The 24,773-nt window shown below is 74.3% G+C and carries 21 protein-coding genes and 1 pseudogene; 5 read left to right on the plus strand and 17 right to left on the minus strand.

Features of this window, described 5'->3' with window-relative positions; all coding sequences use genetic code 11:
- Positions 1 to 222: 222 nt before the first annotated feature.
- The 7 genes and pseudogenes from D476_RS0100750 to D476_RS0100775 all read right to left on the minus strand — a co-directional run bounded on the left by D476_RS0100750 (position 223) and on the right by D476_RS0100775 (position 6,774).
- Complete coding sequence (locus D476_RS0100750; RefSeq protein ID WP_017622078.1) at positions 223 to 987, minus strand: SIR2 family NAD-dependent protein deacylase; 765 nt, start codon at positions 985 to 987, stop codon at positions 223 to 225.
- Between the two features lie 300 nt (positions 988 to 1,287).
- Positions 1,288 to 2,736: an FGGY-family carbohydrate kinase gene (locus D476_RS0100755; RefSeq protein WP_017622079.1), complete on the minus strand. Its 1,449-nt coding sequence runs from the start codon at positions 2,734 to 2,736 to the stop codon at positions 1,288 to 1,290.
- Between the two features lie 4 nt (positions 2,737 to 2,740).
- Positions 2,741 to 3,778, minus strand: coding sequence for a 2-hydroxyacid dehydrogenase (locus D476_RS0100760; protein WP_017622080.1), 1,038 nt, complete (start codon positions 3,776 to 3,778; stop codon positions 2,741 to 2,743).
- Between the two features lie 30 nt (positions 3,779 to 3,808).
- Positions 3,809 to 4,333, minus strand: coding sequence for an RpiB/LacA/LacB family sugar-phosphate isomerase (locus D476_RS0100765; RefSeq protein WP_026123110.1), 525 nt, complete (start codon positions 4,331 to 4,333; stop codon positions 3,809 to 3,811).
- Entirely contained in the window at positions 4,330 to 4,842 is a 513-nt protein-coding gene (locus D476_RS38660; RefSeq protein WP_338036227.1) for a DAK2 domain-containing protein, read from the minus strand. Before D476_RS38660 ends, D476_RS0100765 begins: the two co-directional genes overlap by 4 nt.
- Positions 4,843 to 4,939: 97 nt before the next feature.
- Positions 4,940 to 6,088 (minus strand): annotated as a pseudogene (locus D476_RS31705) (dihydroxyacetone kinase subunit DhaK); the annotation flags it as partial.
- Positions 6,085 to 6,774 carry an HAD family hydrolase gene (locus D476_RS0100775; RefSeq protein ID WP_017622081.1) on the minus strand — a complete coding sequence of 230 codons (690 nt, stop codon included), beginning with the start codon at positions 6,772 to 6,774 and terminating at the stop codon, positions 6,085 to 6,087. The pseudogene D476_RS31705 and the gene D476_RS0100775, both read right to left, overlap by 4 nt.
- 116 nt (positions 6,775 to 6,890) lie before the next feature.
- On the opposite strand from D476_RS0100775, the gene D476_RS0100780 reads away from it, so the two are divergent.
- The 3 genes from D476_RS0100780 (at position 6,891) to D476_RS0100790 (ending at position 10,223) form a co-directional block, all read left to right on the plus strand.
- Positions 6,891 to 7,685: a DeoR/GlpR family DNA-binding transcription regulator gene (locus D476_RS0100780; protein ID WP_017622082.1), complete on the plus strand. Its 795-nt coding sequence runs from the start codon at positions 6,891 to 6,893 to the stop codon at positions 7,683 to 7,685.
- 170 nt (positions 7,686 to 7,855) lie between these two features.
- On the plus strand, positions 7,856 to 9,238 hold the full coding sequence (locus D476_RS0100785) for an MFS transporter (protein ID WP_017622083.1): 1,383 nt from the start codon (positions 7,856 to 7,858) through the stop codon (positions 9,236 to 9,238).
- Positions 9,239 to 9,320: 82 nt separating this feature from the next.
- Positions 9,321 to 10,223: a sulfotransferase family protein gene (locus D476_RS0100790; RefSeq protein ID WP_017622084.1), complete on the plus strand. Its 903-nt coding sequence runs from the start codon at positions 9,321 to 9,323 to the stop codon at positions 10,221 to 10,223.
- 24 nt (positions 10,224 to 10,247) lie between these two features.
- Here D476_RS0100790 and D476_RS0100795 read toward each other — a convergent pair whose 3' ends face one another.
- The 5 genes from D476_RS0100795 to D476_RS0100815 all read right to left on the minus strand — a co-directional run bounded on the left by D476_RS0100795 (position 10,248) and on the right by D476_RS0100815 (position 19,368).
- Positions 10,248 to 13,118 (minus strand): ATP-binding protein, encoded by a 2,871-nt coding sequence (locus tag D476_RS0100795; protein ID WP_017622085.1) that lies wholly within the window; start codon positions 13,116 to 13,118, stop codon positions 10,248 to 10,250.
- A 106-nt stretch (positions 13,119 to 13,224) separates the two neighbouring features.
- Positions 13,225 to 13,971: an alpha/beta hydrolase family protein gene (locus tag D476_RS0100800; RefSeq protein ID WP_017622086.1), complete on the minus strand. Its 747-nt coding sequence runs from the start codon at positions 13,969 to 13,971 to the stop codon at positions 13,225 to 13,227.
- A gap of 30 nt (positions 13,972 to 14,001) precedes the next feature.
- Positions 14,002 to 16,371 carry a bifunctional salicylyl-CoA 5-hydroxylase/oxidoreductase gene (locus D476_RS0100805; protein ID WP_017622087.1) on the minus strand — a complete coding sequence of 790 codons (2,370 nt, stop codon included), beginning with the start codon at positions 16,369 to 16,371 and terminating at the stop codon, positions 14,002 to 14,004.
- An 8-nt stretch (positions 16,372 to 16,379) separates the two neighbouring features.
- Entirely contained in the window at positions 16,380 to 18,056 is a 1,677-nt protein-coding gene (locus tag D476_RS0100810; RefSeq protein ID WP_017622088.1) for an AMP-binding protein, read from the minus strand.
- Between the two features lie 49 nt (positions 18,057 to 18,105).
- Positions 18,106 to 19,368, minus strand: a complete 1,263-nt coding sequence (locus D476_RS0100815) for an acyl-CoA dehydrogenase family protein (RefSeq protein WP_017622089.1) — start codon at positions 19,366 to 19,368, stop codon at positions 18,106 to 18,108.
- 102 nt (positions 19,369 to 19,470) lie between these two features.
- Here D476_RS0100815 and D476_RS0100820 point away from each other — a divergent pair, with 102 nt between their 5' ends.
- Entirely contained in the window at positions 19,471 to 20,478 is a 1,008-nt protein-coding gene (locus tag D476_RS0100820) for a PaaX family transcriptional regulator (protein WP_017622090.1), read from the plus strand.
- Here D476_RS0100820 and D476_RS0100825 read toward each other — a convergent pair.
- From D476_RS0100825 to D476_RS0100835, 3 genes are read right to left on the minus strand one after another with little or no spacing between them, the layout of a single operon-like run.
- The gene (locus tag D476_RS0100825; protein WP_017622091.1) at positions 20,475 to 20,948 is read right to left on the minus strand and encodes a RidA family protein; all 474 of its coding nucleotides are present in this window, start codon (positions 20,946 to 20,948) and stop codon (positions 20,475 to 20,477) included. The genes D476_RS0100820 and D476_RS0100825 overlap by 4 nt on opposite strands.
- Positions 20,949 to 20,952: 4 nt before the next feature.
- Positions 20,953 to 21,780, minus strand: coding sequence for an enoyl-CoA hydratase family protein (locus tag D476_RS0100830; protein WP_017622092.1), 828 nt, complete (start codon positions 21,778 to 21,780; stop codon positions 20,953 to 20,955).
- Positions 21,777 to 22,529 (minus strand): SDR family NAD(P)-dependent oxidoreductase, encoded by a 753-nt coding sequence (locus D476_RS0100835; protein ID WP_017622093.1) that lies wholly within the window; start codon positions 22,527 to 22,529, stop codon positions 21,777 to 21,779. The genes D476_RS0100830 and D476_RS0100835 overlap by 4 nt, the downstream gene beginning before the upstream one ends.
- 377 nt (positions 22,530 to 22,906) lie before the next feature.
- Between D476_RS0100835 and D476_RS38125 the strand changes: the two genes are divergently transcribed.
- On the plus strand, positions 22,907 to 23,065 hold the full coding sequence (locus tag D476_RS38125) for a hypothetical protein (RefSeq protein ID WP_017622094.1): 159 nt from the start codon (positions 22,907 to 22,909) through the stop codon (positions 23,063 to 23,065).
- A 133-nt stretch (positions 23,066 to 23,198) separates the two neighbouring features.
- Here D476_RS38125 and D476_RS0100845 read toward each other — a convergent pair whose 3' ends face one another.
- On the minus strand, positions 23,199 to 24,032 hold the full coding sequence (locus D476_RS0100845) for an aldo/keto reductase (protein WP_017622095.1): 834 nt from the start codon (positions 24,030 to 24,032) through the stop codon (positions 23,199 to 23,201).
- A gap of 302 nt (positions 24,033 to 24,334) precedes the next feature.
- Positions 24,335 to 24,682 (minus strand): hypothetical protein, encoded by a 348-nt coding sequence (locus tag D476_RS0100850; RefSeq protein ID WP_017622096.1) that lies wholly within the window; start codon positions 24,680 to 24,682, stop codon positions 24,335 to 24,337.
- Positions 24,683 to 24,773: the final 91 nt, after the last annotated feature.

Raw genomic sequence — 24,773 nt, forward strand, 5'->3', positions numbered from 1 at the left:
ATCCGCACCACACGGCGAGCGCGTCGCCCGACGGTCCCGCCCCTGGTGCGGAGCGGCTACGGTCCGACCCGTCCAGGACGGTGACCACGGCCCCACGGGCCTGGCCCACCTCCGGTGTCCTGTCCGGCCACCCGCCGGTGGCGGCCACGGCCGCCCACGGTCACACCGTTCCGGCGGACGCCGTGCACGCGGCGGGGCGGTCGGCCCTTCGCGCCTTCGGCGTCACACCGCCACGGCGCGCACCAGGGCCGGGACCGCGTCGCCGATCGGGTCGCGCAGGACGGCGGATGCGGCCTCGTCGTAGGGGGTCGGCTCGGCGTTGACGACGATCAGGGTGGCCCCCGCGCTCAAGGCGACGTCGCACAGGCCCGCCGCCGGGTGGACGGTCAGGGAGGTGCCGATGGCGATGAACACCTCGGCGTCCTCGGCCGCGGCCGCGGCCGCCTCGATCACCTCCGGGTCGAGCATCTGCCCGAAGGAGATGGTGTCCGTCTTCTGGATCCCGCCGCAGGCGAGGCAGTGCGGGTCCGACTCCTCGTCCAGGCGGGCCAGGACCTCCGGTGTGGGGGTGCGCAGCCCGCAGGACATGCACGCCACCCGGTGCATGGTCCCGTGGACCTCGATGACGCGGTCGTCGGGGACCCCTGCGGCCTGGTGCAGGCCGTCGATGTTCTGGGTGATCAGGCCCCGGAGGCGGCCCGACCCGGCCAGGTCGGCCAGCGCCCGGTGGGCGTCGTTGGGCTCGGCGTCCCAGGCGGGGTGGTCGCGCCGCATCAGCCACACCCTGCGGCGGACGTCGGCGTCGGACATGTAGGTGTCGTAGTCGAACATCGCGGCGGCCGCGGGGTCCTTGGTCCAGACGCCCTGCGGCCCCCGGAAGTCGGGGATCCCGGAGTCGGTGGAAATGCCCGCACCGGTGAGGACGGCGACCTTCCCGGACCCGCTGAGCAGTGCCTCCGCCGCCGCGAGGGAGGGTCCGTCTGCCATGGGTCTCCACCGCCTTCCGATCGGTGCCAGGGAGCCGGAGCGGCGGGCGGTCGGGGGGGCCCGCCGNNNNTCGATCCATCGACGACGGGCCCGATTCGTGCCCCGCTCACGATCCGCCCACCACCCGCCGGGCCGGGAAGGCGGCGAAACAGCAGGTCCCCCACTCGCGGCCCCCAGCCGAGCGCCAAGCCGCCGGGGCACAAGGAAGAAGGACAGGCGAATGCGGCCCCCGCCCCCATCGGCGATCGGCGGGCGGGGGCCGTCGGTCGGCCGGCCCCGCCCGCCGCCAGGTCCCTCTCTTCAGGCGGCCCAGGCGGTGCGGGCCTGGTCGAGGGAGGACCGGTACTCGGTGTAGGCGTTCTGGTAGAACTCCGTGCCCTCAACGGTCGGTTCGACCGTGCGGGACGCCGACCACCAGCGTTCCTCGTCCACCGGCTCGCCCAGCGCGCGTGCGCACGCGATCACGGTGCCGCGCGCACCCACCCCCGGGTCGTCGGGGATGGTCACCGGCCGCCCCAGCACGTCCGCGAAGATGCGCGTCCACTCAGGGGAGCGCACCCCGCCGCCGCAGGCGTACAGGTCCCCGTCGAGCCCCGCCGTCTCCAGGCAGTGCCGGGCCGCGAACGCCACCGACTCGCACAGCGCGCGGATGACGTCCGCCCGCGTGTTCTGCAGGCTCAGCCCGGTGAAACGGGCACGCGCCCCCGCGTCGACGAACGGCGCCCTCTCCCCCGACTCGGCCAGGAACGGCAGCGCCCGCACTCCCCCGGCGCCCCTGCCGGACTCGGCCAGCATGGCGTCGGCGTCCTCGACCCGCACCCCCATCAGCTCGCACGCCCAGTCCAGCCCCGCCGTCCCGACCATGGCCGCCATGGCCCGCAGGTAGCGGTCGGACTCGGGCAGGGCCAGCAGCATGCCCGCGGGCTCGCCGTCCGGGTCGAACCCGGGTCCGTGCTGGAGCACCTGGCAGGCGAGCGTGGTGCCCGCGATGAGGACGCCGTCGCCCGGTCGGCGCACCCCCGCGCCCATGGCGCAGGCGGGCATGTCGAACGGCCCTGCCGTCACCGGCAGTCCCTGGGGCAGGCCCAGCAGCTCGGACCCGGCGGCGTCCAGGTGCAGCACGGTGCCCGGAGGCGTCGGCTCGGCGAGCAGCCCGCGGAGGTGCCCCACGCCGCAGGCCTTCAGGGCCTCGGCGTCGTAGCGGCGGGTGCGCGGGTCGAGGAACGGCAGTGAGGCGTCGGAGACGTCCACCGCCACGGTGCCGGTCAGCCGCTGGGCCACCGCGTCCACGCAGTACCCGGCGACGGCGGCCGCCTCCAGCGACTCCGGCTCCTCGGTGTCCAGGTGGGACAGCAGGGCCGCCGCGCAGCCGGGGAAGATGCCCGACCCGGTGCGGGCGAACACGCGCCGCGCGGTGCCGTCCCGCATCCACGTGTCCACCAGCCCGGAGGCGCGCCCGTCCAGCCAGGACACGGCCGGGCGCACGGCGCGGCCGCGCTCGTCGCGCAGCCACAGGCCGTCGCCCTGCCCGGTGAGCGCCAGCGCGGTGACGGGCCCGTCCAGCCCGGAGGCGACCTCGCGCACCACCCGGGCCACCGTCTCCAGGACCTCTTCGAGGTCCTGCTCGACCCGGCCGCCGGGCAGGTGGTGCAGGGTGCTGGCGGCTCCGGCCTGGGCGACGGCGGCGCCGTCCCGGTCGAAGGCGACCGCCTTGGTCAGCGACGTCCCGATGTCCACACCGATGATCATGGCGCTACCGCTCCAGCACGTCGGGGTTGGCCAGGTGGGCCTGGGCCTCGCCGCGGCTGTAGCGCCCCACCTCGGCGGCGACGATGCGGGCGGCGCGCTCGGCGGTCTGGCGGCTGCACCCGGCCAGGTGCGGGGTGGCGATGACGTTCGGCGCGTCGCGCAGCGCCCAGTCGGCCGGAGGCGGTTCGACGTCGTAGACGTCCAGGGCCAGGGCGCCCAGGCGGCCCGACCGCAGCGCCTCGGGCAGGGGCGCGTAGTCGAGCAGGCCGCCGCGCGCGGTGTTCACCAGTACCGCGCCGTGCGGCAGCAGCGCCAGCCGGTCGGCGTCGATGAGCCCCTGCGTCTCCTCGGTGAGCCGGGCGTGCAGGCTCACGGCGGTGCTCCGGCGCAGCAGGTCGTCGAGGCCGGCGGGCTCGGCCCCGTCGGCGCGCACCTGGCCCGGGTCGGCGTAGGGGTCGCTGACCAGGACGCGGGCGCCGAAGGCGACCAGGACCCGCGCGACACGGGCGCCGATGGCGCCGTAGCCGACCAGGCCGACGGTGGTGTTCTCCAGTTCCACCCCGGCGTTGTCGTAGGCGTACAGGTCGCCGCGCCAGGTGCCGTCGCGCAGCAGCTCGGCCGAGGAGCCGGGGATGCGGCGCAGCGCGGCCAGGATCATACCGACGGCGAACTCGGCGGCCGCGGCGGCGTTGCGGCCGGGGGCGTAGGTGACGGCGACCCCGGCCGCGGTGGCGGCCTTGAGGTCGACGTTGACGGGTCCGCCGCGGCAGACCGACACCAGCTTCAGGCCGGGGGCGGCGGCGAACACCTTCTCGGTGAAGGGGGCCATCTGGGTGACGGCGACCTCGGCGCCGTGCAGGGCCTCGATGACCTGCTCCTCGGTGCCGCTCGCCTCGTGCACGCCGCCCACCGGCCCGAAGGGCTCGACCGGCCAGGGCAGGTCGAGCCGGGAGATCTCGGGGGCGGTGGCGAGCTCGGCCGCGACCGCGTCGGCGAGCAGGCCGGTGCGGACGAATTCGTCTCCTGCAGCGAGTATGCGCAAAGCGGGTGCCTCTCTTGCCGTGCGGCCGTCTCAGACGCGGCCGGCTTCGTAGGAGTCGATGCGGGCGACCTTCGCCGCGCTCGGCGAGTTCTCGTCGAAGGTGTGGCCGAGCCACTCGGTGAGGATCTTCTCAGCCGCGTCCGGGCCGATCACACGCGCCCCGAACGTGATGACCTGGCAGTTGTTGGACTTGACGGACCGTTCGGCCGAGTAGGAGTCGTGGGCGACGGTCGCGCGGATGCCGGGCACCTTGTTGGCGGAGATCGCCACCCCGATGCCGGTGCCGCAGACGAACACGCCGCGGTCGGCCTCCCCGCGGGCGATGCGTTCGGCGCCCTCCAGGGCGGGGACCGGGTAGGCCACGTCGTCGGAGGCGTCGGCGACGCCGACGTCGTCGACGACGGCGACCCGGGGGTCGGCCAGCATCAGGTCGCGCAGCCGGTTCTTGAGCTCGACGCCCGCGTTGTCGGCGGCGACGACGACGCGCAGGGGGCGCGCCCCGCCGCCGTCCGGCGTCGGCCCCGTCGGCGCTCCGGTGTGCGTTTCGGCGGTCATCGGTTCCCTCCAGTGGACTGCCCGGCGGCGGCCGGGGACGACTCGGACCGCCCGGCCGCTTCCGACACGGCGGTCACCAGGTGGGCGAAGGAGGTGGCCCCCGGGTCGGGGTGGCCGTGGCTGCGCGCGGCCAGGCGGGCCGCGCGCCCCTTGGCGGGGGTGAGGTCGGCGGTGGCGCGCGCGGCGTGCCGGGCCTGCTCGGCGGCCTGGGCCCAGCAGGCGGCGGCCTCGGCCGGGCCTGCGCCGGGGGCCGCCGCGTCGGCGCCCTCCCTCAGGGCGCGGCGGAACGGTTCGATCGCGTCGAGCATCGTCTTGTCCCCCGGGCGGGCCCCGCCCAGGGCGGTGAAGGCGCGCACGGCCCCGTCGACGGCGTCGGCGAGGGCGGCCGGGGCGATGTCCCCGACGCCGTGCCCGTCCAGTCCGGCGCCGGTCTCGGCGAGCAGGACCCCGTACAGCGCCCCGGAGGCGCCGCCGGCCGCGTCGGCGAAGGCGGTCCCGGCGGCCAGCAGCGCCCCGGAGACCGGCTCCCCCCCCCCCTCCCCGCCCCCGNGCGGCGACGGCGGCGCGGATGCCGCGCGTCATGCCGAGCCCGTGGTCGCCGTCGGCGGCGACCGCGTCGAGGCGGCCCAGCTCGTCCTCGGCCTCTTCGAGGCGGACCATGGCCGCGCTGAGGGCGCGGTCGACCGGCCCGGCGGCGGCCGCCGGGTCGGGGCGCTCCAGCCCGGCGTCGGCGGTGCGCACCGGCTCGACCGGCTCCAGGCGGGCGCCGGTGCTGCGGTAGCCGGGGGTGTCGCAGGGGGCGGCGTAGAGGTCGGCCAACTCGTCGTCGAGCACCATGACCGACAGCGACAGGCCCGCCATGTCCAGGGAGGTGACGAACTCCCCGGCCTCGGTGTGCACGGGGGTGAGCCCGGCGGCGGCCAGGCGCTCGTGCACCCGGGTGGAGACGGTGAAGATCTCCTCGTACTTGGTGCGGCCCAGGCCGTTGAGCAGGACGGCCACACGCCCCCGGGAGGGCAGTTCGGGCAGGAGCCCGTCGACGAGCTCGTCGGCCAGGGCCTCGGGGCCCAGCCGCCCGACCGTGCGCACCCCGGGCTCGCCGTGGATGCCCAGCCCCAGCTCCATCGCGCCGCCGTCGACGGTGAACAGCGGGTCGTGCGCTCCGGGGAGCGTGCACCCGCCGAAGGCGACCCCGAAGGTGCGGGTGGCGGCGTTGGCCTTCTCGGCGGCGGCGTGCACCGCGGCGAGGCCGTCGCCGCGCTCGGCGGCCGCGCCGGCGACCTTGAAGACGAGGAAGTCGCCCGCCACGCCGCGGCGGCGCGCGGTGTCGTCGGCCGGGCCGCTGGCCACGTCGTCGGTGACCAGGACGGTGCGCGAGTCGATCCCCTCGGCGGCCAGGCGGCGCGCGGCCAGGCCGAAGTGGAGGACGTCGCCCTGGTAGTTGCCGTAGCCGAAGAGGACGCCGCCGCCGTTGTCGGCCTCGCGCGCGGTGCGGTACACCTGCTCGGCGCTGGGGCTGGTGAAGACGTCGCCGACCACCGCGCCGCCGGCCAGTCCGGGGCCCACGAGCCCGGCGAAGGCCGGGTAGTGCCCGCAGCCGCCGCCGATGACCACGGCGACCTTGCCCGCGCGGGGGCGGTCGCGGGTGACCACGCCGTAGGCGCCGGGGACCTTGCGGACCAGGCGCCCGTAGGTGGTGGCGAACCCGTCGAGCCAGTCCCGTTTGAAGGTCGCGGCCTCTCCCAGGACCGTCATCGCCGTGCTCCTTCGGTCTCGCGCTCGCCGTCCAGGCGGGCCAGCAGCAGGCCGCGCGCGGCGACCGCGCCGTCGGCGACCTCGGCGGCCAGTTCCAGGGCGTCGGGCTTGGGCGGGTAGGCGGGATTGGGCACCGCGATGACGGTCAGTCCGGCGGCGGCCGCCGCGCGGATGCCGTTGCTGGAGTCCTCGACCCCGAGGCATTCGGCGCCGGTGCGGCCCAGGCGGGCGGCGGCCTCCCGGTACACGTCCGGGCTCGGCTTGCCGCGGGCCACCTCGGCGCTGGAGACGGTGGCGGTGAAGGCGTCGGCCAGGCCGTGCGCGGACAGCGCTGCGTCGATGACCGGGCGGGCGGCCGAGGAGGCCAGGGCGACCGGGACCCGGGCGGCGGTGTCGCGGACCATGGCGGCCGCGCCTTCCAGCAGCGGCGCGCGGCCCTCGGCGACCGCCGCGACCAGCCCGCCGACCACCGCCTTCTCGGCCTCGGCGGCGCGCTCGGGCACCCCGCAGGCCTCGGCCAGGTAGGCCGCCCACTCGGGGGCGCTCTTGCCCTGGCAGGCGGCGGTGTCCTCAGGCGACCACCGCACGCCGTGCCGGGCGGCGTAGGCCGTCCAGTTCTCCTCCCATAGGTGTTCGCTCTCCACGAGCACCCCGTCCATGTCGAACACCACGGCGGCGAAGGCCATGTCAGCAACCCCTCTCACAAACTCACCGGGAAATTAACACGAACACTGTTATTTGTCACGACCGATCTGATGCCCTTCCGGGCGGAACCCCGGCCCGATGCGCGATCCTGGTCCCCATGAACAAGGAGACGCCGAGCGGCGGCAGCACCCGCTCCCGCAACATCCGGCAGCAGCGGATCACGGACTACGTCATCAGCCGGGGGGCCGCCTCGGCCGCCGAGCTGGTCGAGCTGACCGGGGTCAGCCTGATGACGGTCCACCGCGACCTGGACGAGCTGGCCCGGCGCGGGCTGCTGCGCAAGTTCCGCGGCGGGGTGTCGGCCCTGCCCTCGACGGTGTTCGAGAGCAACGAGGAGTACCGGCGCCAGGTGCACGTGGAGGCCAAGGCGGCGATCGCGCGCAAGGCCGCCGAGCTGGTCGAGCCCGGGATGTCGGTGATGCTCGACGACTCCACCACCGCCCTGGAGGTGGCCCGCCTGCTGCCCTCCGTGGGCCCGCTGACCGTGGCCACCAACTACCTGCAGGCCATCGAGGCGCTCAAGGGCGCCGAGGAGGTGCGGCTGATCTGCCTGGGCGGGGACTACTCCTCCACCCACGACTCCTTCAACGGCATGGCCTGCATCGAGGCGGTCGAGCGGCTGACCGTGGACGCCGCGTTCCTGTCGACCTCGTCGATGACCGCGCAGACCACCTTCCACCAGGAGCCGGAGATCATCATGGTCAAGCGGGCCATGATGGCCGCCTCGCGCACCCGGGTGCTGCTGATGGACTCCAGCAAGATGCCGCGCCCCGCCCTGCACCGGCTGGCGCCGCTGGCCGAGTACGACCGCCTGGTCGTGGACGAGGGCGTCCCCGCCGACCTGGTCGAGGAGGCCCGCCAGCACCTCCCGGTGGACGTGGCCGCGCTCTGAGCCCGGACCGGCCCCGCAGGACCGGGCCCCGGCGGGGGGGCGAACCGCGGGTGGACTGGGGGGCGGACGGCGGGCGGACACGGCCGGCCCGCCCATGGATTTTTCATTCACATATTGCGCGTTAAGTTAACAAGGTCCATGATGTGCTCCGGATCTCACCTGGAGGACACATGACCGCAACTTCACCGACGGCGGACTCCCGCGCGCCGAGCGCGCTCTCCCGGTGGCTGGACCGGGTGGGCGTCCCCGTCCCCCTGGCCCTGGGCTACCTGGGCCTGCTGATCTTCATGATCGGCGACGGCATCGAGTCCGGCTTCATCACCCCGTTCATGGCCGCCAACGGCGCCGGCGACGACGTGCACGCCTCCTACGCCGTCACCGTCTACGGCGTGGCGGTCATGGTCGCCTCGTGGCTGTCCGGGGCGCTGTCCCAACTCTGGGGCCCGCGCCGGGTCATGATGATCGGCCTGGGCATCTGGCTGGTGTTCCACATCGCCTTCCTGGCGGCGGCCGGGGCGCAGAACTACCCGATGATGCTGGCCGCCTACGGCCTGCGCGGCTTCGGCTACCCCATGTTCGCGTTCGGCTTCCTGGTCTGGATCACCGCGGTCGCGCCCACCGCGCGGCTGGGCGCGGCGGTCGGCTGGTTCTACTTCGCCTTCACCGGCGGCCTGCCGACGCTCGGCTCGCTCGTGGCCAGCGGCACCAACCCGATCCTGGGCCACTACGGCACGCTGTGGCTGTCCCTGGGCGTGATCGCGCTGGGCGGCGCCATCTGCCTGCTGGGCGTGCGCGAGCGCACCGGCTACACCCGCATGGCCCCCGAGGGCGTCAAGCCGGTGCAGAGCCTGATGTCGAGCATGTCCCTCGCCTGGCGCAACCCGCGCGTGGGCATGGGCACCGTGGTGCGCATCATCAACACCGCGCCGCAGTTCGGCATGCTGGTGCTGTTCCCGACCCTCTTCGCCCGGCAGATCGGCTTCGGCGAGGCCCGGTGGCTGCTGCTGGTGTCGGTCATCTACGGCACCAACATCTTCTTCAACCTCATCTTCGGCCTGGTCAGCGACAGGATGGGCTGGCGCAACACGATCTTGTGGTTCGGCGCGCTGGGCTGCTCGGTGTCCATCCTGCTGCTGTACTACGTGCCGATGGCCTTCGGCGCCGACTACTACTGGCTGGCGCTGATCGTGGGCGCCCTGTACGGCGCGACGCTCGCCGGGTTCGTGCCGATCTCCGCGCTGCTGCCGTCCCTGGCCCCGGAGAACAAGGGCGGCGCGATGGCGCTGCTGAACTTCGGCGCCGGCGGCGCCACGTTCGTCGGCCCCGCTCTGGTGAGCCTGCTGCTGGTGCCGTTCGGTGCGAGCGGCGTGGTGATCTCCTTCGCGGTGCTCTACCTGATCGCGGCGGCGATGACCTGGTTCCTCAGGACACCGGCCGACCCCGCGTACGCGGAGGCCTCCGGCGGCTCCGCCGACAAGGCACGGGGCGGCGACCGATCGGCAACGGATGCGACACGGGAGGCTCCCCCGGCCGAATCGGCTTCCCCCCGCTGACCAGCGGCGACGCCGATCGGGGCGGAGAAACGGCGGCGAGGTGCGCGGCGGAGTCCGGCAAAGAGTGTAAAAATCGACCTACATGAAGCAGCCGCCGCACATCCTCGTCGTCAACGGGACGAAGGTCAGGCGCCCGGTGTTCGTCCTGGGCGCCCCCCATTCGGGTGTCGACCTCCTCGCCCGTGCGCTCGGCCGTGCTCCCGGCTTCCTGGTGAGGGCCGGGCACGCGGCCGTTCTCAATGCCGTCTACACCGTGGCGCGGCGCCCGGCGCTGGCCGAGGAGCGCGCCTCGGGCACCTCCGCCCTCCTGCGGGACGCGTTCGCCGAGGCGTGGAGTCTGACGCCGCCCAACTGCCCGTTCTGCCCGGGGGCGCGCTTCCCGGCCCGTGAGGCGGCCGCCCCGTGCCGCCACGCGGGCGGGACCAACGCCTACGGGGACGCCAGCCCGGACCTGCTCTACAGCGCCCCGGCCCTGAGCGCGGCCTTCCCGGACGCGGCGTTCGTCCAGATCATCCGGGACGGCCGGGACGTGGTGGCGGAGATGCTGGAGGACGAGCGGTCGATGGCCTGGTTCCGCCCGGGCGCCGTACGCCTGGCCGACGAGCTGCCGCACCCCTTCTACGGGGTGGAGGACGAGGAGGAGCGCGAGGGGTACCCGTCGCTCTCCGACACCGCCAAGTGCGCGATGCGCTGGCGGGGCGCCGTGCGCCTGTCGGCCCGCCTGCGGGGCGAGCTGGACGCCGAGCGCCTGATCACGCTGCGCTACGAGGATTTGGCGGGCAAGGAGGTCGAGACGGCGGAACAGCTGCGGGCCTTCGCCGGGGCACGCGTGTCGGCCGTGGAACTGATCCGCGAGGAGGCGGCCGGGCCGCCGCCCCGCACCCGCCTGACGACCGACCAGCAAGCGGAGGTCCGTTCCGTCGCCAAGACCGAACTGTCCCGCCTGGGCTACGGAGAGAAGAAGTCCCGCTCGGCGCGGGCGTGAATGGAGCGCCTGGCTCAGGGCCCGTTACCCGTCCAAACCGTCACGCCGTTGGACGGCCGAAGCGATCTGGCCTTCGAGGATCCCGATCACCTGATCGAAGGCGTCCGGGTAGAGGTCGTACGCGCCGATGACCTCCCGGAGACTGAGGAGGTTGGAGTGCGCCTCCTCCAGCCGCTCAACGGAGGGATCCACCTCCTCCATGGCGCGGATGAGCCCGAACGCCTCCTCCAACTCCCCGAGGGCAAGGTGGCAGATCGCGGGGTTGAAGTAGTGCGCCTCCTCGCCCGGGTCCTCGGCACGCTCCCGCAGCCCGGCCGCGATGACCCGATCGAGGTACTCGGTGCCGACGGCCCTGTCTCCTGAGAACAGGCAGGAGATCCCGGCGAGGGCGCGGTACCATCCGTCGTCCCCCGTCTCCATATCCGCGGCTTCGGAGAGAAAGGCTGTGGCCCGCTCGACGTCCCCCGAGCAGAGCAGCCCCACCCCGATGCCCCTCACCGCGGGATCGCACCGGCACCCGGCCTCATAAGACCGGAGCAGGTCGACGGCCCCTTCACCCATGTTGTTCAGGTTGAGGTTGACGAACCCCCGTTGGTGCAGCGCCCATGTGTCGTAGGGATCAGTGGCCAGAGCGACCCCCAGGTCCTCGACGGCCGCCTCCAGGTCGGACACCTCGATATGCGCGCGGGCCCGGTGCGCGTAGAGGTGGCCGTTCTCCGGCTCGAGCTCGACAGCCCTGTCCATGTCGGCAAGGGCCTCCGTGGGCCGTCCCAGGGCCAGGTGGACCAGGCTGCGATGGCACAAGTACCCGACGTTCGATGGAGCCAGGTCGATACACCGGCTGAGGTCGTCCAGCGCCGCTTGAGGAGCGCCGGAATCCGCGTGGGTGGCGGCGCGCTGCGCCAGAGCCCAGACATCCGAAGGATCGCCCTTCACCGCCTTGTCCAGGTCGGAACGGGCTCCCTCCAGGTCGCCTTTCTCCCTTCTGACCTGCCCGCGGTGCGCATAGAGGTGGACGTTCCCCGGGACCAGCTCCAGGAGCGTAGAGAGGTCCGCCTCCGCGCGGTCGAAGTCCTGCGCTTCCTGACGGGTCAGGGAACGCTGGAGCAGAGCGGTGGAGTTCTCGGGAGCGTCCGCCACCGCGCGGTCGAGGTCGGCCAGCGCGGCATCGAGGTCGCCGAGTTCGCGATAGGTCCTTCCCCGTCGGATGCGCGCGCGGACATCGTCGGGCTTGACCGACAGGACCCGCTCGATGTCGGGAAGCGCCTGCTCATAAAGGTTCCGGTCGGTCAGGGCGAACCAGCGCTCCGTCAGCGCCTTGGCCAAGGGGGCGCCTTCGACGCCCCCGTCGTCGATCAGGCGCCCCAGGTAGCTCAGGACCGGCTCCTCATCGGTGAGTGCCGAGGAGAGCCGGGTCCCCCATTCCTCGATCGCGGAGTCCGCGCCGTCGATGCCCGCGCGCTCCAGCATCGACGCCCACCGCTGGGCCTTTGCCGTCCCCTCCGCCACCGCGTCCACGGCCCCCGCCAACGCGGGGTCGAGCGCGGTGCGCGGGGATGCGCACAGGGCATGGTAGGTCCGCTCGGTCTCGGCCTCGTGCCCCGCCCTGCCGCCGTAGTGCTCGGCGAGCGCCGCGTGCCATTCGGAGAATTCGGCCGGAGAGCTGTTGCGCAGCATCCGCACGATGAGCGAGCGCACGTACTGGTGGTAGGTGCACCGGCCGCCGTCGTCCATCACGAAACGCAGCGACCGCAGCCAGGCGAAGTGGTCGGCGGCGTTCTCCCGCTCCTGTTCGGGCAGGAAGAGGGCGAGCACATCCCGGTCCACGTAGCGTGCCAGGGCGCCCAGCGTCGCGACCTTGCGGCGGATCGGGTCCTCGACCCACTTGAGGAACCGGTCGACGGCGTCGCTGCTCTTGTCCGCGACGTCGTCGGGCCCGGTGGGCGATGCCTGGGCCAATGTGTCGACCAGGACGGGCAGCCCTTGGCTGTGCTCCCAGATCGACTCCACCACCTCGGAGGCGGTGATCTCGCGGCTCGCCAGGAACCGGGTCACCTCCCCGCGCCCGAACGGGTGCAGCTCGATCCCGACCATGAAGGGCCCCAGCCGCGACCAGGAGTCGGGCCCGGGGCGGTGCTGGCCCGCCACGGCCACGACCACGTCGGGCGGCAGCGACCCGTACTCCTCCCCTTCGAGCAGGTCCAGCAACCAGGCGGCGGTCCGGGGCGGGGCGTTCTCGAAGGTGTCCAGGAACAGCGCCAGCGGCCGCGCGCCGACCGCCTTGTCCAGGTCGCGCACGAACGTGCGGGTGAGTTCGGAGACCGGGTCGACGGCGAGCTTGACCTTCTGGGGCTCCTGGAGCTTGCGCACCAGCCAGGCGCGCCCGTCGTCGAGCGCGGCGGCGATCTGCCCGGCGTGCGCGTGCGCGTGCTCGACGGCCTCCATGCCGGTCATGGCCGAGGCACCGGCCAGGCCCGCATAGGTGGCGCCGTGGGTGAGCAGGCCGGTGACGGAGTCCGGCATGGCCTCGTCCGCGAACAGGTCGCGCCGGGTCTTCTCGTAGGCGTCGTACTCCTTCTTGAAGGAGGCCAGGCGGACCCCTTGGTGGCCCAACTGGTCGGCGAAGCCGTCGAGCGTCTCCAGGACGTCGGTCGTCCGCTCATAGTCGACCCGGGCCGTGATGGCGCCTCGCTCGTCGGCGATCTGCTGGAAGACCCTCAGCAGGAGGCTCTTCCCGACACCGGAGTTGCCGTGGACGTTGTAGACGAACCGTCTCCGGTCGTCATCGGGCGCCAACCCGAGGTTCGCCCGGTAGTCCTGCAGGTACTCCTCACGGCCGAAGAACGCTTCGCTCCGACGCTTGTTGAGGATGTCGCGCAGAGAGGAGGGGGCCATGTCCCTACCCGATCCAGATCGCCTGTGGTGCCTGGATTCTCGCACGCGCACCCGGGCCCGGAGGGCCCCGTGAGCACAGTGGCCGGAAGCGGGCAGGGGGGCTCGCTCAGGGCCCCGAGCTGGACTCCATCCACGCGCGCGCGGCGGCCCAGGCGCGGTGGGACGGGTCGATCAGCACGAAGTGGTCGGCGCCGGAGACCTCCTCGAAGTCGACCTCGTCTCCGGCCAGGCGCGCCTCCTGCACGTAGGTCCTGCTCTGCTCCACCGGGACGCGCTGGTCCTGGTCCCCGTGCACGATCAGCTGCGGGACGCCCACGGGCACCTGCCGCAGGGGCGAGGAGGCGTGGAACGCCGAGTGCGGCGCCTCCTCGCCCAGGAACGCGTCGGCCGCGCCCTCCCCCAGCCCCCGTTCGGCGGTGTCCACCATGTCGGTGACCGGCGCCAGCCCGACCACCCCGCCCAGCGGCGACCCGGGGGCGGCCAGCAGTGCCAGGTGGCCTCCGGCCGAATGCCCCACGGCGACCACCTTGCCGGGCGCGGCCCCCTCCGGGCGCTCGGAGAGCTCCTCGGACAGCAGCACGAGGGCGGCCCGCACGTCGTCGAGCGTCTGCGGCCAGCCGCCGCCGTCGGCGCCGGTGCGGCGGTACTCCACGTTCCACACCTGCCACCCGGCCCGCACCAGGTCCTCGGCGAGCGGGTCCATCAGCTCCATGCCGTGCCGGTCCCGCCAGAACCCCCCGTGCAACAGGACCGCCACCGGCGCGGGGCCGTCCCCGCCCGGCTCCGGCCCCAGGACGCTCACCCGCTGGCTCGGGTGGTCTCCGTACCGCAGTTCCCGCTCGTCGCGCTCCATGGATCCCATCCTCCGTCACCGCGCGCCCGGTCAGGCGGTCCGCGGGCCTCCGGCGTGTTGGGGCCGCCACCGCCGGTGCGCGGGCCCGGGGTCGGGGCTGCGCAGCAGCTCCAGGCGGGGGCGGGGGCCGTCGGTGCGCCCGGTGGGCGGGCGCCGGGACCCGGCCTGGAACTGCACCGGCCACTGTGCGCCCGGCCCGGAGTACCCCTGTTCGGCGGCGGCGTGCAGCGTCCACTGCGGGTCGTACAGGTGGGTGCGTCCCAGGGCGCACAGGTCGGCCCGCCCCGCCAGCAGCAGCGAGTTGACGTCGTCGTGGGAGGAGATGGCCCCCACCGCGATGACCGGCACGCCCACGCGCGCGCGGATGCGCTCGGCAAAGGGCACCTGGAAGCTGCGCCCGTAGGCGGGCCGCTCGTCCGGCGTCACCTGGCCGGTGGACACGTCGATGGCGTCGGCCCCGGCCTCGGCGAAGGCGCGCGCGATCTCCACCGCGTCCTCACCGGTGGTGCCGCCCTCGACCCAGTCGGTGGCCGAGATCCGCACGGTCACCGGCTTGTGCCCGGACCACACCTCGCGCACCGCCGCGAACACCTCCAGCGGGTAGCGCAGGCGGCCCTGAAGGTCGCCGCCGTAGCGGTCGGTGCGCCGGTTGGTGACCGGCGACAGGAACGACGACAGCAGGTACCCGTGGGCGCAGTGCAGCTCCAGCAGGTCGAACCCGGCGCGTTCGGCCTCGCGCGCGCTGCGCACGAACGCGTCGCGGATCCGGTCCATACCCTCCCGTGTCAGCTCTTCGGGCACCTGGTTGACGCCTTCGCGGTAGGGCAGGGGCGACGGCGCGACCACCGGCCACTCCCCCTCCTCCAGGGGTTCGTCGATGCCCTCCCACATCAGGCGGGTGGCGCCCTTGCGGCCCGAGTGCCCGAGCTGCACACCGATGGCCGCCGAGGAGCGTTCGTGCACGAAGTCGGTGACGCGGCGCCAGGCCTCGGTGTGCTCGGGGGCGTACAGCCCCGCGCACCCGGGGGTGATGCGGCCCGGCGCCGACACGCACACCATCTCGGTCATCACCAGCCCCGCGCCGCCCAGCGCCTTGGAGCCCAGGTGGACCAGGTGGAAGTCGCCGGGGGTGCCGTCCTCGGAGGAGTACATGTCCATCGCCGAGACCACGACCCGGTTCTTCAGCTCCAGGCCGCGCAGGCGGAACGGGTGGAACATGGGGGGCCGCGCCTCGCCGCCGCCGTTGGCCCGGGCGAACCAGCCGTCCACCGCGTCGGCGAAGTCCGGGTCCCGCAGCCGGAGGTTGTCCCGGCCGACCCTGCGGCTGCGGGTGAGCAGGTTGAAGGCGAACTGCTTCGGCTCCTGGCCGACGTGCATCGCCATGTCCTCGAACCACTCCAGGCTCGCCTGCGCCGCGCGCTGGACGCTCTCGGCGACCGGGCGCCGCTCCTCCTCATAGGCGGCCAGCGCCTCCTTCACCCCGTCGTGCTCGTGCAGGCACGCCGCCAGCGCCAGGGCGTCCTCCATGGCCAGCTTGGTGCCCGAGCCGATGGAGAAGTGCGCGGTGTGCGCGGCGTCCCCCAGGAGCACGATGGCACCGCGCCGCCAGGTCCGGTTGCGGACCGTGGTGAAGGACCGCCACCGCGAGGCGTTGGGGATGAGGGTGTGCCCCTCCAGGGCGTCGGCGAACAGGTCGGCGCAGCGCTCCACGGCCTCCAGGTCGGTGCCGTCGGAGGCGGTCGGCCGCCCCGGCGCGTCGAAGCCCGCGGCGCGCCACACGTCCTCGTGCATCTCCGCGATGAACGTGGAGGCGCCGTCGGAGTAGGGGTAGGCGTGCCCCTGCATCACCCCGTAGGGGGTCTCGACGACGTGGAAGTTGAAGGCGTCGAAGACCTTGTCGGTGGCCAGCCACATGTAGCGGCAGTGCCGCCGCTCCAGGGTGGTGCCGAAGTCGCCCGCGAAGGCGGTGCGGGTGGCGCTCCCGGCCCCGTCGCAGGCCACCACCACGTCGTGGGTGCGCTCCAGCTCCTCGGCCGGCGGGGCCTCGGTGCGCAGGCGCAGGTCCACGCCGAGCGCCGCGCACCGGTCGCGCAGGATGCCCAGCAGGCGGCGGCGGTCGACGGCGGAGAACCCGTGCCCTCCGGAGGTCGTGACGGTCCCCCGGTAGTGCACGTCGATGTCGTCCCACCGGGCGAACTCGGCCGACAGCGCCGCGTACACCTCGGGGTCGGCGTGCTCGATGCCGCCGAGCGTCTCGTCGGAGAGCACGACGCCGAACCCGAAGGAGTCCCCGGGGGCGTTGCGCTCGTAGACGGTGACCTCGTGTCCGGGGCCGAGCCCCTTCATCAGGGCGGCGAAGTACAGCCCTCCCGGGCCGCCGCCGACGCAGGCGATGCGCATGTCCCCCCTCAGCCGTTCTCGCGCAGTTTGTAGCGCTGGAGCTTGCCCGTCTCGGTGCGGGGCAGCGCGGCGGTGAACTCGACCAGCCGCGGCGTCTTGTACGGGGCCACGCTCTGTTTGACGTAGGCCTTCAGCGCATCGGCGGTGGCCCCGTCCGACGGCGTGCCCTCGGCGGGGACCACCACCGCCTTGACGATCTGGCCCCGGTCGGGGTCGGGCACCCCCACCACCGCCGCCTCGCGCACCAGCGGCGAGCGCATGAGGACCTCCTCGACCTCCATGGCGGCGATGTTGTACCCGGCCGAGACGATGATGTCGTCCGAGCGCGACCGGTACCAGAAGTAGCCGTCGGCGTCGCGGATATAGGTGTCGCCGGTGATGTTCCAGCCGTCCTGCACGTAGCGGCGCTGGCGTTCGTCGGCCAGGTAGCGGCAGCCCACGGGGCCGCGCACGGCCAGGCGGCCGGGGACGCCGTCGGGGGCGGGGCGGCCCTCGTCGTCGAGGACCTCGGCGGTGAACCCGGGCACCGGCCTGCCGGTGGAGCCGGGGCGGATGTCGTCGTCGGAGGCGGAGATGAAGATGTGCAGCATCTCGGTGGCGCCGATGCCGTCGATCAGTTTGACGCCGGTGGCCTCGTACCAGGCGCTCCACACCGCCTCGGGCAGGTGCTCCCCGGCCGACACGCACCTCCTGAGCGAGGACAGGGCGCCGGCGCCGGTGCCGGACCGCGCCTCGGCCAGCATCGCCCGGTAGGCGGTGGGGGCGGTGAACAGGACGGTGACGCGCTCCTCGGCCACCGCGCGCGCGAGCCGTTCGGGCCCGGCCTTCTCCAGCAGCAGCGTCTCGGCTCCGGCCCGCATCGGGAAGATGAGCAGCCCGCCCAGGCCGAAGGTGAAGGCGAACGGCGGGCTCCCGGCGAACAGGTCGTCGGGGCGCGGTTTGAGGATGTGGGCCGAGAACGTGTCGGCGATGGCGGTGACGTCGCGGTGGAAGTGCACGCACCCCTTGGGGCGGCCGGTGGTCCCGGAGGTGTAGGCGATGAGGGCGACGTCGTCGGCCGCGGTCCGCACCGCCGGGAACGGGGGCTCGCCCTCGGCCGCGGCGCGCTCGGCCAGTTCCGCCGGGTCCTGCGGCCCGCCGTCGCCGTAGAGCGCGATGGTGGTGCGCTCCCCGAGGCCCGGGGCGGCGCGGTCGGCCGCCTCCTCCAGGTCGTCGGCGAAGCGGGAGTCGCACAGGGCGTGGGAGACGCGCGCCGAGCGGAGGATGGCCTCCAGCTCTTCGGTGCGCAGTACGGGCAGGACGGTCACCACGACGCCCCCGGCCTTGAGGACCGCCAGCCAGCAGGCGGCCAGCCACGGCGAGTTGGGGCCGCGCAGCAGGACGCGGTTGCCGGGGCGGACCCCCATGTCCTCGGTGAGGGTGCGGGCGATGCGGTCCACGCGCGCGCGGAGCTGACCGAAGCTCCAGGAGTGGCGCGCGCCCGCGTGCTCGCCGCGGATGCACGGGCGGTCGGCGCCGAAGCGCTCCAGGCCGCCGTCCAGCAGCTCCTCGGCGCAGTTGAGGTGCTGGCCGGTGCGGTCGAGCTCGGGCAGGGTGAAGCGGAGTTCGGGCCATTCCTCGGCCGGAGGAAGGCGGTCTCGGGCGAAGGTGTCGGTGTAGGCGGACGGGGAAAGGGTCGGCTCCATTGCGTGCTCCTCCTCCGGTCTTCCTCCCCCGGTGGCGGTACCGGCGTGTTCAGCCGGCGCCGGTGCCGTGCGTCCGGGGGGCGTCCGCGCGGCGGTACATCTCGCGCGCGATGATCCCGCGCTGGACCTCCGAGGCGCCCTCGTAGATGCGCGGGGCGCGCACCTCGCGGTAGAGGTGTTCGAGCAGGTGCCCGCGGCGCAGGGCGCGGGCGCCGTGGATCTGCACGGCCGCGTCGACGACGAACTGGGCCGTCTCGGTGGCGTAGAGCTTGGCCATGGCGGCGCGCTCGGTGGCGCCGGGGCCCGGACCGGCGGCCGGGCCGTCGCCCGGCGGGGCGTCGGAGGCCGCGCCGGAGGGGCCGTCCCCGTCTCCGCTTTGGGCGTCGAGGGCGTCGGCCGCCCAGTAGACGAGCAGGCGGGCGGCCTCGGTGCGGGTGGCCATCTCGGCCAGTGTGTGCGCGACCGCCTGCTGGTCGCGCAGTGGGCCGCCGAAGGCCTGGCGCCGTGCGGCGTGCCCGCGGGCGGCGTCCAGCGCGGCCTGCGCCATGCCCACGGCGAACGCGCCCACGCTGGGGCGGAACAGGTCGAGGGTGCGCATGGCGGTGCGGAACCCGCGCCCCTCGTCGCCCAGCAGGTCGCCGCGGCCGACCGGGACGCCGTCGAAGTGCAGTGAGCCCAGGGCGTGTTCGCCGAGCATCTCGATCGGCTCGGCCGACAGCCCGGGGCGGTCGGCGGGCACCAGGAAGGCCGTGACGCCTTTGGCCCCCGGTTCCGGACCGGTGCGGGCGAAGACGGTGGCGACGTCGGCGTGGGGGGCGTTGGAGATCCAGGTCTTCTCGCCGTGCAGCGTCCAGCCCCCGCTCAGCGGGTCGGGGCGGGCCTCCAGCTGGAGCGCGGCCGCGTCGGACCCGGCCTCGGGCTCGCTGAGGGCGAAGGCCGCCGCGGCGGTGCCCGAGGCGACCGCGGGAATCCAGCGCTCGACCTGTTCGGGGGTGCCCGACTGGAGGATCGGGTAGGCGCCGAGGCCCTGCAGGGCCAGGGCCGTCTCCGCGGCGGTGCTCACGCCCGCGACGGCCTCGCGCAGCAGGCAGATCTCGATGGCGGGGGCCGGGCCGCCCGGGAAGAGGCGCTCCAGCAGTCCGCAGCGGGCCAGGCGGCGCAGCAGGTCGCGCTCGCCGCCGGGGCCGTCGGCCGGGCCGGTGGCGGGCGGCGGGTCGGCGGCGGCCGGGCCGTCGCGCCCGAACTCGCGCTCGGCCGCGGCCCGCGCCCGTTCGGCGAAGCCGCGGTGGTGCGGGCTGAGCGAGAACGCCATGTGCCCTCCCCGAGTGACCGGTGGCTCCCACCCGAATATACAGAGTTGATGACGCCCGTCAATAGGACGACACGGCGTCCGGTCCGCCGGTATCGTGCCGGTGTGACGACCCCATCGAACGCGGCCGGGGGCGGGTGGGCCCCGCGCACGGGCGGCGAGCGGCGCAACCGCCGCCCCCGGTCGCTCATCGTGTCCTTCTTCGGCGCCCACGGCCGCCGCATCGGCGGGTGGGTCTCGGTCTCGGGCCTCATCGGCCTGATGGGCGGGCTCGACGTGGACCCGCCCGCGGTGCGCTCGGCGGTCTCCCGGCTCAAGCGGCGCGGGCTGCTGGAGGCCGAGCGGCGCGGCGGGACCGCCGGGTACCGGCTGTCCGGGGAGGGCGTGCGCATCCTGTCCGACGGCGACCGCCGGATCTTCGACCGCCGCCCGGCCGACCTGGCCGACGGGTGGGTGCTGGTGGTGTTCTCCATCCCCGAATCCGAGCGCGGAAAGCGCCACCTGCTGCGCACGCGCCTGGCCTGGCTGGGGTTCGGCACCACGGCCGCGGGGGTATGGATCGCCCCGGCGCACCTGGCGAGCGAAGCGCGCCGGGCCTTGGGCGAGCTCGGCGTGAGCGAGTACGCCCAACTGTTCAGCGGGCACCGCATCGGCTTCGGGGAACTGTCCGACGCCGTCGCCGACTGGTGGGACCTGGATGCGCTGCAGGAGATGTACCAGGGGTTCCTGGACGAGTACGAGCCCGTCCTCGCGCGCTGGCGCGCCGTGCTGCACGGCGGCCACGGCGGGGCGGCGCAGGAGGGGCCCCGGGGGCGGGCGGCCGAGGGGCCGTCGGCCTTCGCCGACCACCTGCGCGCCGTGGACGCCTGGCGGCGCATGCCCTTCCTCGACCCGGGGCTGCCGCCCGAGGTGCTGCCCGCCCGGTGGTCGGGCGTGCGCGCGGGCCGGGTCTTCGCCGACCTGCACGCCCTGCTGCGGGAACCGGCGCTGCGCCACGTCGAGGAGGTCGCCGGGCCGTTCCCCGACCCGGGCTCCCCCGACGCGGCGCCCTCCGGCGCCGGTCAGCCCGAACCGGCCCCCGGGGCCCCTGAGGACCCCGACGGCCCCTCCTAGGGGACGACGGCGGTGCCCACCAGCTCCACCCGCGCCTGAGGGTCGAACAGCCCGGTCACGCCGAACAGCGCCATCGCCGGGTAGTGGCGCCCGAGGTGGCGGCGGTACACCCGGCCGATGTGCCCGAGGTCGGCCCGGTAGGCCGGGACATCGGTGGTGTACACGGTCAGGGACACCAGGTCGCCTGGGGCGCCGCCCGCCGCCCGCAGTGCGGTGAGCAGGTTGCCCAGCGCAAGGTGGAACTGGCCGGGCAGGTCCGGGGCGCCGATGGTGCCGTCGGGGAGCTGCGCGGTCTGCCCCGCCAGGTGGACCGTGCGGCCGGGGGCGGCCGCCACCGCGTGGGCGAACCCCACGGCGGGCGCCAGCCCCGGCGGGTCGACCAGGCGGTGGCGGGTGGCCACACGCGCCTCCCCGGAGCCGGCGCCTGCGGCGCCCGTTTCCCGCCCGTCCCCGTTCGCGTCCGCCGTCATCGCACTACCTCCCCTTCCACTGGGGGTCCCGCCTGCCGGTGAAGGCGGCGTGGAACTCCCGGTAGTCCTCGCTCTTCATGAGCAGGGCCTGGGTGACCGCCTCCAGCTCCACCGCCCCGGACAGGCCCATGTCCAGCTCGCGGGAGAGCAGCGCCTTGGTCTGGGCGTAGGCGAAGGCGGGGCCGTCGGCCAGGCGCCGGGCCAGCCGCCCGGCGGCCTCGGCCGCCTCGCCCTCCCCCACCGCCTCGCTGACCAGGCCGCAGCGGTCGGCCTCCTCGGCGCCGACCGTGTCGCCCAGCATCAGCAGCCGGGTGGCGTGTCCCAGCCCCGCGATGCGCGGCAGCAGGTAGGCCGCGCCCATGTCGCCCCCGGCCAGGCCGACCCGGGTGAACAGGAACGCGAACCGGGCGGTGCTCTCCACCACCCGGAAGTCGGCGGCCAGGGCCAGCACCGCGCCGGCCCCGGCGGCCACGCCGTGCACCGCGGCGATGACGGGCACCGGGCACTCGCGCATCGCCCGCACGGTCTCGCCCGTCATGCGGGTGAAGGCCAGCAGGTCGTCGGGGGCCATGTCGAGGGTGGCGCCGATGATCGCGTCGACGTCGCCGCCCGAACAGAACCCGCGGCCGCGCCCGCGCAGCACCAGGGCGCGCACGTCGTCCCGGTGGGGCAGCTCCAGCAGCAGGTCGCGCAGGTCGGCGTAGGCCTCGAAGGTGAGGGCGTTGAGGCGCTCGGGGCGGTCGAAGGCGACCGTGGCGACGCCGTCGTCGACCGTGAAGCCGAAGTGCTTCCACTCCGGGGTGAAGGGCGCCGAGGCGCGGAACGGGCTCACGACTGGATTCCTCCTCCGTCGAGTACGAGGGACTGGCCGTTGACGCAGGCGGCGGCGTCGGAGGCGAGGTAGGCGACGGCGGAGGCGACCTCTTCGGGCTCCACCAGGCGCCCGAGCGGGGCGGAGCGGGCGAGCGCCTCCTCCGCGGCGCGCGCGTCGCGGCCGGTCCGTTCGGCGATGCGCGCGGCGGAGCGCTCGGTCATGGGGGTGCGCACGAAGGCGGGGCAGACGGCGTTGCTGGTGACGCCGGTCCCGGCGACCTCCGCCGCGACGACGCGGGCCAGGCCGAGGACGGCGTGCTTGGAGGCGGCGTAGGCGGCGGTGTAGGGGGTCCCGGCCAGGGCCGCGGTCGAGGCGACGAACACGATCCGGCCGCGGTCGCGCTCGCGCATGCCGGGCAGCAGGGCGCGGGTGAGCAGGAAGGCGGTGATGGCGTTGGCGGCGAAGTGGGCGTTCCAGGAGTCCAGGCCGGTGCGGTGCAGCGGGGCGGACTCGGCCGCGCCCGCGTTGTTGACCAGCACGTCGACGGGGCCGGAGAGGGCGTCCGCGGCGGCCGCCACCTGGTCCTCGTCGGCGGCGTCGCACACCAGGGTGCGCACCGGGAGGTCGCGGGAGAGCCGGTCCAGCCTCTTCTCGTCCCGCCCGAGGGCGACGACGTCGAGACCGGCGCGGACCAGCTCGGCGCAGACGGCGCGGCCGATTCCACCGGCCCCGCCGGATACCAGGGCGCGTCGGGGGGCAGCCTCCATGGGGGGAAGGTATCACTCGAACATGACCGCCGTCACGAATACGACACACGACAGGGGTGGCGGGGCGGCGGGAGCCCGGCCCCGGGCCGCACGCGGACCGGCGGGCGGTCGGAACGCGCTCCGGCCCCGGTCGGGGTGTCCCGCATCGCGATGCGCGGTCCCACCGTGCGGCCTCCTGCTGTTGCTCTCGGAACGTCGGCCTCAAGTCGGCCGCTGCACGACCGACCTCCCGAGATCAAGAGACAGGCCCGGGAGCGGGGCTCCGGCACCGCCGCCGCCCGTCACGGTGACCGTGCGCGCACCACCGCTCGGGCGCATCCCGGCGGCGAGGGGCACTCCACTGCTCACGAGCGGGGCGCGGCGCTTAGGATGGGGCCATGGGTGAACTCGGAATCGTCGGCCTGATCATGCTGGCCGTCATCATGGCGATCCCCGTCAGCATCTTCGGGGGTTTCGCCGTCTACACCGCGCGCGTGGCGCGCAAGGGTCCGGAAGCCGCGCTGGCCGCTGCGCGCAAGCGCCGCGAGGTGGCCTGACCGGCCGCGCCCCAGCGGTCGCCGCTCCTCGGCGGCCGGGGCCTACAGAGGCACATGCACGCGGCGGTGGGCGGCCCCCTGTCCCGGGGGGCCGCCCACCGCCGCGTGTCGTCCTACCGCTCCTCAGCGCACGTCAGTCCACCACGTCGAAGGTGTCCGGGTCCGGGCCGAAGCGCTGGTCGGCGTTGAGGCCGCTGATCGCCCCCATGTCGCCGCTGGACAGCTCGAAGTCGAAGACGTCGATGTTGGCGCGGATCCGCTCCGGCGTCACCGACTTGGGGATCACCACGTTGCCGAGCTGCAGGTGCCAGCGGATGATCACCTGCGCCGGGGATTTGCCGTAGGCGTCGGCGATCTTCACGATGGCCGGGTCCTGCAGCAGGTTGCCCTGCCCCAGCGGGCTCCACGCCTCGGTGACGATGCCGTGCTCGGCGTCGAACCGGCGCAGCTCCTCCTGGACGAGTCTGGGGTGCAGCTCGATCTGGTTGACCATCGGCGTGATGCCGCCCTCGTCCATCACCCGCTCAAGGTGGGCCGCGTGGAAGTTGGAGACGCCGATGGCGCGTACGCGCCCGTCGGCGTAGAGCCGCTCCAGCGCCTTCCACGTGCTGACGTAGGCGTCCCGGGCGGGGAGCGGCCAGTGGATCAGGTACAGGTCGAGCTGCTCCAGGCCGAGGCGCTGCATCGAGGCGTCGAAGGCCCTCAGCGTCGCGTCGTACCCCTGGTCGCTGTTCCACAGCTTGGACGTGATGAACAGGTCGTCGCGCGCGATGCCGGAACGGCGGACCGCCTCGCCGACGCCCTCCTCGTTGCCGTAGGCGGCGGCGGTGTCCACGCTGCGGTATCCGGCCTGCAATGCGGTGCCGACGGCGTCGGTCGCCTCCGCCGAGCCCACCTGCCAGACCCCGAAGCCCAGCTGCGGCATGCGCACGCCGTTGTTGAGAGTGACCTCAGGCACCTCGAACATGTCTCTCCCCCGTTGCGGTGATTCGCGTCCTCCGCGGCTCAACCCCGAGCCCTGGAAGATCATTCCGGCGGGAGGCGCGCTGTGCCCAGCGCCACTCCCGTTTCCCCTCATACCCGGTCCGCCGGACCGGGCCCGCCGCCCGAGCATGCGGCACGGAGGCACCGACCGCAAGCGGACGTGCGCGAACACACTCCGGGCGACGCTTTCGGGGCACGATCGGCCGCCCCGGGGCCCGCCCTCAGCCGTTCGCGCGCGGCACCCTTCCCCCGAGAGTGCGCGCCGTGCGCCCCTGGGGCCGCGGATCACTCCCCGGACAGGGGCGCACCGACCCGGTAGACGACGCCGATGACGACCTCGTCCCCGCGGGCGGCCTCGGGCACGGCCCCGGGGAAGTCCTCGGCGGGGCCGTGGAGGACCACGTAGGGTGCGCCGGGCCAGCGCTCCTCGATCTCCTCGGCGACGGCGGTTCGGGCGGCCGCGTCGGCGGTCTCCCGCTGCCCTCGGGTCTCGAGCTCGGCGGGGTGGTAGGTGCGGGCGACGACCGCGACCGCACGGGCTTGCCCGGGAACGAGCCCCGCCATGCGCCCGACGATGTCGACGACCTCCGGCGGAACCCGGCGTCCGGCCTGCTCGGCCTCTGTGTGCTCCATGGTTCATGGTGCATCACGGATTGCCCGTTGTCACCAGCACATACACGCAGAGCGACGAAAGTCCCGGGATCGCCTGCGCGCCGGGAAACCT

Source organism: Nocardiopsis chromatogenes YIM 90109 (assembly GCF_000341185.1).
GTDB classification, from domain to species: domain Bacteria; phylum Actinomycetota; class Actinomycetes; order Streptosporangiales; family Streptosporangiaceae; genus Nocardiopsis_A; species Nocardiopsis_A chromatogenes.